General features: G+C 39.7%; 12 protein-coding genes. 2 read left to right on the plus strand and 10 right to left on the minus strand.

Going from position 1 to position 12,924, the window contains the following annotated elements; translation table 11 throughout:
• The first annotated feature begins 61 nt into the window (after window positions 1-61).
• Window positions 62-1,117 (plus strand): AraC family transcriptional regulator, encoded by a 1,056-nt coding sequence (locus G630_RS21780; RefSeq protein WP_044959263.1) that lies wholly within the window; start codon window positions 62-64, stop codon window positions 1,115-1,117.
• A 161-nt stretch (window positions 1,118-1,278) separates the two neighbouring features.
• On the opposite strand, the gene G630_RS0112400 is transcribed toward G630_RS21780, so the two are convergent.
• The 7 genes from G630_RS0112400 to G630_RS0112430 form a co-directional block, all read right to left on the minus strand.
• Window positions 1,279-2,361: an acyltransferase family protein gene (locus G630_RS0112400; RefSeq protein WP_026498749.1), complete on the minus strand. Its 1,083-nt coding sequence runs from the start codon at window positions 2,359-2,361 to the stop codon at window positions 1,279-1,281.
• A gap of 147 nt (window positions 2,362-2,508) precedes the next feature.
• A complete protein-coding gene (locus G630_RS25600) occupies window positions 2,509-2,634 on the minus strand; it encodes a hypothetical protein (RefSeq protein ID WP_256379747.1) in 126 nt (41 codons plus the stop codon).
• A gap of 14 nt (window positions 2,635-2,648) precedes the next feature.
• On the minus strand, window positions 2,649-2,867 hold the full coding sequence (locus G630_RS0112410; RefSeq protein ID WP_044959283.1) for a hypothetical protein: 219 nt from the start codon (window positions 2,865-2,867) through the stop codon (window positions 2,649-2,651).
• 198 nt (window positions 2,868-3,065) lie between these two features.
• On the minus strand, window positions 3,066-3,266 hold the full coding sequence (locus tag G630_RS0112415) for a hypothetical protein (RefSeq protein ID WP_026498751.1): 201 nt from the start codon (window positions 3,264-3,266) through the stop codon (window positions 3,066-3,068).
• Between the two features lie 51 nt (window positions 3,267-3,317).
• Window positions 3,318-3,968, minus strand: a complete 651-nt coding sequence (locus G630_RS0112420; RefSeq protein ID WP_242829934.1) for a helix-turn-helix domain-containing protein — start codon at window positions 3,966-3,968, stop codon at window positions 3,318-3,320.
• A gap of 281 nt (window positions 3,969-4,249) precedes the next feature.
• Window positions 4,250-5,380 carry an aldo/keto reductase gene (locus G630_RS0112425; protein WP_026498753.1) on the minus strand — a complete coding sequence of 377 codons (1,131 nt, stop codon included), beginning with the start codon at window positions 5,378-5,380 and terminating at the stop codon, window positions 4,250-4,252.
• Window positions 5,381-5,446: 66 nt separating this feature from the next.
• Entirely contained in the window at window positions 5,447-6,715 is a 1,269-nt protein-coding gene (locus tag G630_RS0112430) for a hypothetical protein (protein WP_026498754.1), read from the minus strand.
• A 274-nt stretch (window positions 6,716-6,989) separates the two neighbouring features.
• On the opposite strand from G630_RS0112430, the gene G630_RS0112435 reads away from it, so the two are divergent.
• Entirely contained in the window at window positions 6,990-8,297 is a 1,308-nt protein-coding gene (locus tag G630_RS0112435; protein ID WP_044959265.1) for an ATP-binding protein, read from the plus strand.
• A 94-nt stretch (window positions 8,298-8,391) separates the two neighbouring features.
• On the opposite strand, the gene G630_RS0112440 is transcribed toward G630_RS0112435, so the two are convergent.
• The 3 genes from G630_RS0112440 to G630_RS0112450 all read right to left on the minus strand — a co-directional run bounded on the left by G630_RS0112440 (window position 8,392) and on the right by G630_RS0112450 (window position 12,866).
• Entirely contained in the window at window positions 8,392-11,124 is a 2,733-nt protein-coding gene (locus G630_RS0112440; protein WP_026498756.1) for an InlB B-repeat-containing protein, read from the minus strand.
• Window positions 11,125-11,452: 328 nt separating this feature from the next.
• Complete coding sequence (locus tag G630_RS0112445) at window positions 11,453-12,016, minus strand: hypothetical protein (RefSeq protein WP_026498757.1); 564 nt, start codon at window positions 12,014-12,016, stop codon at window positions 11,453-11,455.
• Between the two features lie 130 nt (window positions 12,017-12,146).
• Window positions 12,147-12,866: a sulfite exporter TauE/SafE family protein gene (locus G630_RS0112450; RefSeq protein WP_026498758.1), complete on the minus strand. Its 720-nt coding sequence runs from the start codon at window positions 12,864-12,866 to the stop codon at window positions 12,147-12,149.
• Window positions 12,867-12,924: the final 58 nt, after the last annotated feature.

Raw genomic sequence — 12,924 nt, forward strand, 5'->3', positions numbered from 1 at the left:
ACATCTACTTGCCGAGCAGATATAGTAGATTTAATAGGAGCCCTCAATATAAGGAGATAAAATGGACGCTAATGCATTAAAGCAGCATATATACGATGTTACAGAGGTGGAAGCATTTTATAGAGAGTACTACCTCGCAGGGAAGAACCCGGATTCGCTTAGAGAATTTCTTAAGAATCTTGACATGGAAATGGTGCTGAGTAAGCACCTTCTGATCAAAGAAAAAAAAGAAACAATCCCCGATGTTTATGAGGATTATTTCTTTTTTGATCTGTCTGACAATGACAGTATTATTGTTCAAAAGCACGAAAGATACAGCCCGGATATTGAGCATAGCCATACCTTTTTTGAAATCTCATATATTTACGATGGCAGATGCACCCAGACTATATCGGGCAATACCATTGAGATGAGAACAGGAGATTTCTGCGTGATCCCACCGGGAATCAGGCATTCTTTTGCGGTATTTGACGACACTATCGCCATAAATATAATGCTGCGCCGTGATACACTTCACACTATGTTCTACTCCTTTCTCAACACCCGTAACATCCTCTCATCCTTCTTTCTGAACAACATTTATGCCAAAAAGGCGAACGATTATATAATGTTCAGGACCGGCCAGGACACGGTCATTTCCGAGTCCTTCATATGGATGTTAACAGAGAGTCGCAACAAGGAAGAGTACCACTACCAGGCCATAACAAATACCCTACTCCTCGACTTCTATCTGATAATTAGACGGTACTCCGAATCTGTTCAGATGCCCCTGTTCGACTCCAGAGTAGATGTCCAGCGCTATGCTCTTATCCAGTATATTCAGGAAAACTACAAAGACGTTACCTTGTCGGATCTGTCAAATAAGTTCCACTATTCCAATGAATATACATCAAGACTGATAAAAGAGCTCACAGGCATGAATTACACAGATATCCTGCGAACTGTCCGAATCGAAAGATCGCAGGATCTTCTTGCCAATTCCACCATGACGGTGCAGACCATAGCAGAAGCTGTTGGGTACGATACCACAGAGCATTATATAAGACAGTTTAAAAAGCACACAGGCATGACGCCCTCTGCATATCGCAAACAGTCCACATCAAACAGAACCAGGTAAAAGAGCTCTCATACCCCTGTCAGATATCATCCGCGATATCGATATTCTCGCCTGTAATTCCTACCCACGCGCCGTCCTTAATATTACCATCATGATCAAATGTTATATAATGCTTCTCAAATAGAGCATACTCTTACAGAAATGGGGTCGCGATTACTTTTTCACTCAAAGTTACTTTTTTCCTTTTTTATCCCAAGTACACACCACCTTATGAAAGGTATGCGGCTCATTATCTCATACAGAAGGTAGGAGCCTGTGAATGCTGCTATTGCAACCAGCAGGTATACGATTATAGGTGCCATGGATGGACATAATGTATGCAGATACCATCCGCTGACCGCTATCATCAGATAATGGAATACATAGAGTCCCCATGACTTTTTGCACATCCACTTTGCGAAAGCATTCTCGAAATTGCCCCATTTTTTCATGAAGGCAAGTATACCGATAGTTCCAAACCATGCGTATACATTGCACAATATTGTATCCAGAACCACATGATCCGGATAAGACTGACCTATATATAAAATCACGAAGGCTACGCAGGATGCGAGAGCAAGGATGCTTAATAACAGCCAGTTTTTGCCAAGTCGATCCATCACTTCGTCATGGGACAGTACAAAGTAGCCAATCAAAAAGCCCAGTCCGTAAATACCGAACCTGTATACCACTATTATCGGTGTGTTAAGGATCTGCGCCGCTCCGTATACGGGTATGACAAGAAGTATAACTATCAGAAGATTGGCCTTGCCGCAGATGTTATAGAATCTGTCTTTTTCAATCCTTCTGATCAGTACCAGTATCAGGCTGAAGACCCAGAGCATTTGAATGTACCACAGAGGACCTGAGCCGCTGACAGCCATTATCAGGAAAATGATTGGCCCCGGTACGTTGTTCATGGAATTAAATGCACCGGAAATAAGCATATTGTAGTAGCCAAGAACCCAACCGAAAACCAGAAGTCCGATTGTTGATGGCACAAGATATTTTCTCGTCCTTATTCTGATGAATTCCTTCTCTGTTCGTTTAACCAGTTCATAGCGGGCTGACATGCCGGATACCACAAACAGAAGTAACATGAACCAAGGATATACAATGTACTGATATGTATCCTGAGGCTGATGTTCACTGAAGGGACCGATGATTCCATGCTCTGTTACGCCGTTGAATATGTAAATTACATGATAGATAACAACCAGCACTACTGTTATCCAGCGAATATTATCCAAGTATACCTTTCTCATATTTCTACCACCTTTGCTACATTTATTAACATTTATCTTAATCATAAAAAAGTAAGCCCCGCCTGTCTACCAAGCGAAGCTTACATATTACGTTATTTTTTGTTAGATTTGGTTGCTTACGTCTCCTCGTATCCCTCTTTTCCCGGGTTACTTAATCTCGTCTTTAGTTCCGTCCTTTTTTACTACAACGAGCTTGCAGCCAAGACCGAATGCAGCAATAGCCATAACCTTATCGATGAGCTTCTGCACATCCTCTTCAAGTGTGATTTTCATAATATTCTTCCTCCTTACACTTCTTTAGCCAAAAGGCCAATTATCATTGCGACAACAAGTATCGGGAATGCTATGTAAACAAGACCTCCAACTACCAATGCTACTAAGATGAAAGGCAGGAACACAAGGAAAAATGCAATCTTAATCATGCTCCAGGAAAACTTAAAAGCAAACCCTATGAGCTTCCCAATAAAACCAAATAAGCAAACCACAAAAAGAATTGTCAGTAACATGATCATCACCATCCTTCTATATATGTACTAACAACTGTTTTCTGTCTATGGTCATATTGTAAGCAAAAACATGAATCTGTTACATATCAAGTAGAGCAAAAAACATATCCGTATTTTCCATTCTTTGTGACTTAAAAGAAAAGCAGACCACCAAAGCTGATGATCTGCCCGGAATATAGCATTTTATTCAGTTTTTATTTATTCTTCTACGCTCTCTGCCTCTTTTTTATTTTTCTTCATAAGCTTGAAGCTCAAATATAAAGCAGTTAAAAACAGGCAGAAACCGTATCCCTGTATTAGACCCTTAAAATATGCTGGCATATCGACAAAGCCTGCAACTATAATCATCATAAGTCCTATACCGTTTGCATATCCATACTTGTTGTTTAAAAAGTTCATCTTTTTTCATCCTCCAAAGTTTATTATTTTGTATTTTTAATATCTGTTTTTTTACTTAAATATGAGCATCAGGCCAAATCCTATGCCGCCGCATACCACAGCTGCAATAACGGCTGATATTATTGTGGTCAAGGCTTTCTGGTAGGGCCTTTTAGCCTCTTCCTTTATCTGATCGGTAGGGGATAATGTTTCTCCCTTTGTGAATGCAATGATCTCCTTGTAGGTCTGTACATTGTATTCCTTTTTATACTTCTCAATTCTTGTGGCAAAATACATTGTGCATGCAAACAATACCGCGAATGGGATGAGGAACCAGAACCCAATAGTAACTGCGAGTATTGGTGTCGTGATAAGAATAGCTATTATAGAAATAAGCATTCCTATCGCATAGGTGTTCATCTTGTTAATGTCAGCCTGCGTCTGTTCTGTGATGATTCTTTCCATTTTTTCAACATCTCCTTTTAATAGTTGGTCTACGGAGACATCGAAGATTTCGCTTAGCAGCAACACGCTCTGAATATCAGGATAGCTCTTATCGTTTTCCCAGTTTGAAATTGTCTGTCTTGAAACAAAAAGCTTTTCAGCCAATTCATCCTGGTTGATATTTTGTGCTTTCCTTAACTCTTTAATTCTGCTTCCAAGTTCCATGTCGTATGTCTCTCTTTCCACCTCAGCATATCGAGATATTGAAAATGCTGCCATCAAAAGGCTTTTACATTCGTGTTTTTTGCTATGTCAAAAGCTTTTGACATCCGCTTGTTTACTGGGCTTCATCCCCGTTTAAACCTTTAAATATCGGTTGTAATTTTAAATCACAGTATCTTATTTGTAACCTACTTTAATGAATCCCCTATTATTTTTATTCCCTCACTAAAAACACATCTTCTACTATAACGGCTTTCCGTAAATTAAAAAAGCCCTGTAGTGGTATTTATTTCCACTACAAAGCTTTTCCAAAAACAATTTTTATTTGCAGCACGGTATCAATGCTCGTAAAGTTCCGCAACTTTCTTAAGATTGTCGATGATAGGCAGGTGCTGAGGGCACACTCCCTCACACTGACCGCAGGCTATGCAATCGCTTGCTTTGCCGAAAGTCTTTCCGAGGGTGCCGTAAGTGGAGAAATTAATTGTCCACCCCTTGTGCTCTAAGTCATCGCGCATGTCTGCATTGTAAAGGCTGAAATACTTCGGAATGCAGATGTTCATAGGACAGCCGCCTGTGCAATACGAGCAGGCTGTACAAGGTATTGCAATCTGGCTATTGATAATCTCTCCTACCTTGAGGCAGAGGTCCTTTTCCTCCTCGGTAAGAGGCACAAAATCCTGCATGTAGCTTGTATTGTCTTCCATCTGCTCAAGGCTGCTCATGCCGGACAGAACCATCATTACGTTATCGAGGCTTGCCACAAACCTTATAGCCCAGCTTGGTATGCTCATTGACGCATCATGCTCGGTAAATAGAGCCACCGCTTCATCAGGCATCTTATTTGCAAGTGTGCCGCCTTTTACAGGTTCCATGACGATTACAGGCTTATTGTGCTTTACAGCAACGTCATAGCAGGCTTTTGACTGGATCCACTCACTGTTCCAATCCATGTAATTGATCTGAAGCTGAACAAACTCCATCTCCGGATGATCTGTCAGAATCTTGTCGAGAAGCTCCGGTGTGTCATGGAATGAAAAGCCCACGTGCTTTATAAGACCTTCCTTTTTCTTTTCGAGGACAAAATTAAAGCAGTCCAGACATTCATATTTATTGAGCATATCTCCCTCTATGCCATGTATCAGATAGTAGTCAAAATACCCGGCTCCGGTTTTTTCTAGCTGCCCCTGGAATACTTTGTCTCTCTCCTCTATGGAGTTAAAAAATGCACTATGAAGTTTGGTTGCGAGTGTATATGACTCTCTGGGATGCCTGTCCACGAGAGCCTTCTTCACCACGCTTTCGCTTTGGCAGGAGTGATACATAAGGGCTGTGTCAAAATAGGTAAATCCTCTTTCAAGGAACATATCCACCATCTTACATACCTGTTCGATATCAACATCTGCATCATTGTGAGTGTCATTGAGAGGCATTCGCATAAGTCCGAATCCCAGTTTTTTTGCAGGCATAAAGTCCATATTTTCTCCCTCCTAACATAACTAATACAGTGTATGTATCAAAATGAAATTTTTACATCACACTTTTTCCGGTAGTTCCATATGCGCCACATCATTTAGCATTTCAGTGGTTTCAAAGCTTATTCCGTTTTCCGACAGTTCCTTTTCAAAAGCTCTTACTACTGTGTCTTCTTCAAAATTCTGATGCATTGTCAGGAAAATCTTTCCATTTACGGCAGCTATTTCAACCAGAAGTCCGTTTGCGTTTGGCACGTGAGTCCAGAACTCCTTTATATGCTTTCCCACAGATGGATATTTCCATTTTCCGACATAGCTTACCATGCATGTAAACAGTTTTCTGCCGCCTGACAGCATCATGCCGTAAGTCTGCATTTTTGCCGCTACTGTCGGAGTAGCCTTGGCAATTGCCTTATTCCTTGAAGCAGAAACGGTCATGGTTTTCTGTATTCTCTCCTCGTCGCTTTGGATGAAGGTTTTTCCACGATATGCAGTGCATTGTCTGTCAAAAGGCATTGCTTTGATCTTATCGGAATAATCAAAGAAAACGGTATTGACACAGTTATGATGGGTATTGGGGGCATGCAGCATAGGTCTGGCATTTATTATATAAGACCCCATTATCCCTTTATCTCTGTCAGGAAAAAGCCTGTCAATTGTACGTGCCAGAAGTATCGACACCATGACTCCCGGGCTTGCGTCATTTGCTGATGAAAACTTAAGAAAATCCTTTTCAGGAATCACAACGTCAAATAATCTCTGTTCGCAGGGAGTAAAGCCGCCATCTTCGACCAGTGAAAAAGCAGGTTCAAGCTTGAGAGAAGGAATATTGCTGATATCAATCTCCGGCAACTGATCCAGAGGATCAAGATACTCATCCGGCGTAATCTCATCATCAAGAGTCCTGATGCCCTCGCTTTCAACGTCCCCGTACTTCTGCTTGGTGTAATAGTAGAGCATCGTGGACAGAACCATGTACATTCCTGTTCCGTCACACAGGCCATGATAGAAATCGAGGAAAATCTTATCTTCAAAGTAGCAAACTGCCCACATGTGATATCCCGTTTCTTTTGCACCGAGAGTCACTCTTTCCTTTTGGTTAAGGACAGCAATCGGCTCATTGTTATCTTCATAAAAGATCTCATTATCGTCACGCTTCATCCTTAGAAGAAGGTAGGGGTAACGTTTTGCCGCTGATTCCACCGACTTCCTCAAAATATCGCCATCAATCTCGTCTTCCATTCGGACAACAAGTCTCACACTATAATCTGATCCTTGTCCAAAGCTTCCATAAACGTGCATTATGTCGCCGGCAGTTATTTTTTTCATATTGTTGGGCCCTCATAATCAATGTTCTGTAGCTACTTTGATGCTATTTTCGGATTAACATCGTCTATTAAATTGTACTATATTAAGTTGGCTGACATTCTTAAATTTGCATAAACAATGCACAACGCGGAGGTCATTTTGATACCTCCGCTTTTTGTAGCAATCACTACCGCATTGTTGCGGATGGTCGCAGTTTTATGTGCAACCATTGACCGGCTTAAATACTAATGTTATAGTTATAGATGAAAAAATTGCGGATAGGTGCAAATATTTCATGGAGGAAGTTGTGTATCCAAGAAAACAATACCTGGAAAAACTAATATCAAAAAGAGACAATGGCCGTATCAAAATAATTACCGGTCTTAGGAGAAGCGGGAAATCTGTGCTTCTTTTTAAATTATTCAGAGACTATCTTCTTAATAATGGCATCTCAAGTGATCAGATCATATCTCTGGCTTTAGATGTAATGGAAAATGCAAAATACCGCAATCCTATAGAGCTAGATAAATACATCAGATCTTTGATGAAAGATGAAAATAAGAAATACTATATTTTCATAGACGAAATACAGTTTGTTGCGACGATCCAGAATCCGTATGTGGATGACCCTGAATCCAAGATTTCTTTTATTGATGTTGTGCTAGGTTTTATGCAGATAAGTAATGCCGATGTGTACATCACCGGAAGTAATTCAAAAATGCTCTCCTCCGACATCCTTACTCAGTTTAGGGACAGGGGCGATGAAATAAGAGTTTATCCTCTTTCTTTTGCTGAATTTTATGAAGAATACACGGGAGATAAACGAGGCGCATGGCAGGATTACTATACTTATGGCGGAATGCCGCTTGCTACATCTCTGGACAATCATGAAGAAAAGAGCAAATACCTTAAGGATTTATGTGAACAAACATATATTAAAGATGTACTTGAACGTCATGACATTAAGAACGGCACTGAAGTTCTTGATATCCTACTGGATATACTTGCATCAGGCATAGGCTCCCTCACAAACCCATCTAAGCTTTCAAACACCTTCAAGAGCGAAAGACAGATTTCAATCGGATCTGAGACCATAGAAAAATACATCGGATATTTCGAAGATTCATTCCTTGTCCGAAAAGCTGTAAGGTACGATGTCAAAGGAAGAAAATATATCAGAACACCTGCAAAGTACTATTACTCCGATCTTGGACTTCGTAACGCGAGACTTGGCTTCAGACAACTTGAAGAAACGCACATCATGGAGAATATCATCTATAACGACCTTATACGAAGAGGCATGGATGTTGATGTGGGTGTTGTAGAATACAACACAAAAGATTCCTCCGGGAAAAAAATCCGCAAGCAACTGGAGGTAGATTTTGTCGTGAATAAAGGCAATAAGCGGTTCTACATTCAGTCTGCTCTTAGTATCTCTGATCCAGATAAGAAAGAGCAAGAAATTGCCTCACTTAAGAGGATTCCTGATTCGTTTAGCAAAATAGTTGTGGTTAAAGATTACCTTAAGCCCTGGCAAGATGAAAATGGAATCATTTATATTGGAATCGAGCAGTTCCTATTAGACGATGAACTTTTGAAATGAAGCAGCAAGCAGGCCCTTACAATGAGCCTGCTTGTTTTAAGTTATTCCTTGGGACGGGGTTGTGGGGCCAAATAATACAGAATAATCGTGAAAATTATTTGATCTTGACGCTCTTTGAAAGGCCCTTCTTTACGAATAACTTCTCATAGGTCTTTTTCATCTTCTTGGGAACCTTGACGGTTACGCCGTTTCCGATGCCCTTGAAGGCTTTCTTTGCAAGTGTGTCCTTAGTAAGCTTGCTGGATTTTACATTGATTGTCTTAAGGTTCTTTGCACCTTTGAAGGCATTTGCCCGGATGTTCTCAATGTTATTTCCAAAGGTTACTGTCTTAAGCTTCTTGCATCCGTTAAATGCCTTGGATGCGATACCGGTTACATTGTAGGTAATACCTTCCAAAGTAACTGTCTGAGGCACTGTGATCTTCTTTGCATTTTTGTTGGTTGTACGCTTGTAGTCAACAGTCGGGTTCTGCTTATCTGCTGAGGTTACAACGAATTCTGCAGCCTGTGCCAAATCAGCAAATGTTGTTCCTTCAGCTTTGGGCTCTGTTGCTCCACTTTCTACCTTGGGAGCCGTACTATCAGCAGGCTTTGATTCGCTGTTTCCTGGGGTGGGCTCGGAGTCGGGCTTTGGATCAATAGTTTTATCTTTCCACAGAGCCCTGATGGTCATATCATCAGTTATTATTATAGTTGTTCCGGCAACGCCAAGATCCCATTTATCAAATTCTTTGCCTTCAGGTGCTGTAAATGTGCAGGCAGGAAGCGTATACGGAGAATTAGGTGTCTTTGATACAGCAGCCATACTTCCGCTTCCGCCATTGGAATCAAAAGTAACAGTACATGTTATAAGTTCAAATTTAGCTATAATCTTAACATCTTCTACTCCGATTCTGAAACTATTGTCAGTTATTGTTACATCTCCGGATGCTACCATCCATTCTTTGAACCTGTAACCACTATCAGGTATTGCGGTAAGTATGACAACATCACCTGTTTTACCGGTTGTAATTGATGCTGATGCACTTCCGTTACCATTATTAGAAACGGAAACCGTATATGCTTTCGTAATTAGAGCCTTTTTAACAAGCACATCCGAGCTATCGGATTCGCAAAGGTAATAATTATTGGATATTTTTCTAATGGCAGCACCGGTAGGATTTACTATTTTTATTCCATCTGCAAAATGGATTCCTTTGTCTGAGTCAAAGCAGCCATTCTTATGCTCCAGGTCAAGTGTTCCACCTTCCATGTATATGTTTGCACCACGACCCAGGAATCCATTTGCATATCCTCTGATAGTAATACTTCCATTTAAAGTAAGAGTTTTATTGTTTGTACAATCTAGGAAAACACCTTGCGTGTATGAATTGCCATCGATTTTTATGGGGTCAATTTTCACAGTCCCCTTAATGGTAAGGTTCATATCCTTGGCATATATTCCTACAGTCTTTGTCTTGTTATATGAGTATCCATCATTGATCGTTGCATCATTAAATGTAAGAGTATTGGTTTTAGGATCATACTTTGCAGAGCCTTTGCTACATGGAATATCTTTAGTATTAAAATTTGTGACCTGTGTATTACCCACCCAAAGATTATATTTTATTAACGATAATTTTACTTCTATCGGTGCACTTGCATAATCTGTCTGTTTGATTCCATTAACATCTTCGGCGAAGATATATACATGATAATCAGTTCCCCATCCGGGTATATCCAAACCATATGGTAATTCGAATGTTCCTTCTCCGGGGCCGGGACTAATAGCCTCTGAACTATTTAATTTCCCATAATAAAGAACATTTGCGTTGTTGGAATTTGCTTTCTTATATTCTTTGTCAAGAATCATAACAGAAACTTGTGAAGCATTTGCAGCATTAACTCCGCCTACAGTATATGGTATAGTTATCATTTTTCCGGATACTGAAATATCTTTACCTGTTTGTAATGCCGCAGTCATTGTCTCATCAAGCAGTGTCAGCTTATATTCTGAATTATATACTCCGGCTGAACCATTTATTACTGAAGTAAAAAGAATCGAATCCAATTTTAAATTAAATGCGGGACTTATACCCACATAATTAGAAACAAAAGTATTATCGTCTATTTGTCCAGAAGATCCGACACAACCGGCATATGATGAAAATCTGGCACCATTACGCAGCAACCACGAAGCGTCTTTTTTACGACTCGCTACATTAATTACGTCATATACGTGACGATCTTCGTAATAAACCCATCCATCAGTCGTACTATATCCATAATCTGGATTCAAAACATCTTCTACGTCAAGTAGAAATACTTTTTCGCCATTAAGAGCGGTGTAACTATTAAAGTCATACAAATTGCCATTTGCAATTGAAATATTATGTGCGGCTACTGTACTATTGGCCATGGCTTCTTTTTCAATTCCTGTAAAGCCATCAGGTTTATTAAGAAAAGCATCCCCATTTAGACGGCTATTCACAGCAGAAGTGGCCCATTTATTCCCATTTGAAGAACTGGAATTAAATCTATCCTCATAAAGTGTATTGTCGCAGTCGAGAAGCATGGTTGTACCACCAAAAGTTGTTGTTTTTGGTGACAGCACGCGATATTTTACAGGGTTTCCATTATACGAACCATACCATATATAGCTTCCTTTCCACGCCGTATTATCAGTTCTCTTCTCGGGAGCCCCGATTACGCTTGCTCCAAGTCCGGACACTGTCTTATTCCAATCAGCATGAACCGTTATAGGCTTATCAACTGCCGGAAGTATGGTCAATGCCATAGCTGCAGACATTATAGTCGTCAGCAATCCCTTTCTTATTGCCTTCATCATTTTTCCTCTTCCTCCTTTTCTTACAAAAAAACACAAAAAACACACCCCAAGAAAACTCAGGATGTGTCATATTCCAAGTGATTAAAAATCGATATTATATTATTTGCTGGTGCGAGCTTAGTCATCAGCATCATTTTTCAACCCTCAATCAGAAACTTATACCCCATACCATATGGCTCCTTTATATATCAGAACAGAAAGAGCCTATAATATTGTATCCGAAAATGAATGCTCTTTGGCTACGGAATATGAACAGTTTTATTCATATTTCGTAGTTGACAAAGACAAAATTAGCAGGAATACCGTAAATGATATTCCTGCTAATTATTTATTTGATTTTGAGATTAAATGTTACTTTGGGTCCTCTTGTATTCGTATAAGTATTATAAATATTGATATATACAACCTGACCTTCAGTTAACTGATACGTTACTTTCCGCGAAGCTACATTATATCTGCCCTTTTTACCCGGTATTCTATATGCGAAAGGATAAGAATTTTGATATCCACCTTTAGAATAACCATCAAGATACTTTATTTGATCTTCTATCCCGGTAGGAACAGTATAATCTACTGTAGCTAAACATGACGACTTGCCTTTTGCTCTCAGATGGCTATATGTAAATGTGTATTTCTTGGTTTTAGGTACAACAAATTTTATGAAACCGCTATAAATTTTTCCGGATTTTCCTAATTGAACTTTATAATTACCGGTCTTATTTATAGTTACTGCTTTTGATTCGATATAAGATTCTTGTGGAATATTAAATTCGGCATAAGGAAGCTTCAGCTTTTTGGTCTTAGCCTGAGCTGTTACGGGATTCACCAGAATGATAGTCATTGCAAATAATAGTGCCAATGATAATACTCTTTGCCATACTCTTCTCTTCATATTTAACCCTCCAAGAAACGATGAAAAAATTTTTCGCCTATTAAATGAATTTTAGCATATTTTATTTCATTTGCTACCGCCAAAAGGGGGTATTTTTGTGAATGGTTTTTTGAGAAAAGTTATAGAGTGATCAAGCCATGTTTGTCAGTATTAGAGCTATTCCTGACACGATTAACATGACAATTACAATCTTTTTTATGATCTTGTCATCTATAACCCGGACACTGAGCATTCCTGCACCAAGTCCGGCCAGCATAAACGGAGCCAGAAGTGCTGCTGTTTTCAGAGATTCCATTGTGATTATGCCATACAAGCTGTACAAGGCAATTCGAAAGGTGTTCTCTATCACAAAGACAAGGCAGATATTGGCTCTGAAGGCCTTTGAGCTGTCTGTCACTCTGCCTATATATGCTCCAAGCAGCGCACCTACGCCGTATAGTCCGCATAAGAAGCCGGATAAAACACCGATTATCGTCAGTAAGATTCGGGACTGCTTCGCTTTTCCGGGAGAGATTTCTCTGAGGAGCATCTCTATGCCGATTACGATGATAAGTGCACCAAAAACTATTTTAACAACAGATATGTCTGCATTTTTCAGAAATAATACTCCTGCCACACTGCCGACAAGAACCATGGCCGCAAGCGGAATGCATATTTTCAAATCTATGGATTTGCGTTCTTTCCAGCTGATTATCAGATTGGTGGGATATCCAAGAATCAGCTCAACCGGAGATATATTTATGTTGGCATTTCCAAAGCTCAATATTGAGGTGAAAACCAACGTGTTTGCAAACCCGCATAAACCTTTAACATAAAAAGCGCAAAGTGTTGCTATTATCCAAAATATCATGTGGTATTTTTTCTCTCCATTCAGGGACATCAGTATAAACAAAGTTGTTCCCTATATT

This window comes from Butyrivibrio sp. WCD2001, from assembly GCF_000424485.1.
In the GTDB taxonomy this organism is placed as follows: Bacteria; Bacillota; Clostridia; order Lachnospirales; family Lachnospiraceae; genus Butyrivibrio.

Bases quoted from the DNA above. Each gene is read 5' to 3' on its own strand.
- G630_RS0112425 (WP_026498753.1), bottom strand. From the start codon at position 5,380: ATGCCTGCAAAAAAACTGGGATTCGGACTTATGCGAATGCCTCTCAAT.
- G630_RS0112435 (WP_044959265.1), top strand. From the start codon at position 6,990: ATGGAGGAAGTTGTGTATCCAAGAAAACAATACCTGGAAAAACTAATA.
- G630_RS0112415 (WP_026498751.1), bottom strand. From the start codon at position 3,266: ATGAACTTTTTAAACAACAAGTATGGATATGCAAACGGTATAGGACTT.
- G630_RS25600 (WP_256379747.1), bottom strand. From the start codon at position 2,634: ATGAAAATCACACTTGAAGAGGATGTGCAGAAGCTCATCGATAAGGTT.
- G630_RS0112440 (WP_026498756.1), bottom strand. From the start codon at position 11,124: ATGATGAAGGCAATAAGAAAGGGATTGCTGACGACTATAATGTCTGCA.
- G630_RS21780 (WP_044959263.1), top strand. From the start codon at position 62: ATGGACGCTAATGCATTAAAGCAGCATATATACGATGTTACAGAGGTG.
- G630_RS0112450 (WP_026498758.1), bottom strand. From the start codon at position 12,866: ATGATATTTTGGATAATAGCAACACTTTGCGCTTTTTATGTTAAAGGT.
- G630_RS0112410 (WP_044959283.1), bottom strand. From the start codon at position 2,867: ATGTTACTGACAATTCTTTTTGTGGTTTGCTTATTTGGTTTTATTGGG.
- G630_RS0112430 (WP_026498754.1), bottom strand. From the start codon at position 6,715: ATGAAAAAAATAACTGCCGGCGACATAATGCACGTTTATGGAAGCTTT.
- G630_RS0112400 (WP_026498749.1), bottom strand. From the start codon at position 2,361: ATGAGAAAGGTATACTTGGATAATATTCGCTGGATAACAGTAGTGCTG.
- G630_RS0112420 (WP_242829934.1), bottom strand. From the start codon at position 3,968: ATGGCAGCATTTTCAATATCTCGATATGCTGAGGTGGAAAGAGAGACA.
- G630_RS0112445 (WP_026498757.1), bottom strand. From the start codon at position 12,016: ATGAAGAGAAGAGTATGGCAAAGAGTATTATCATTGGCACTATTATTT.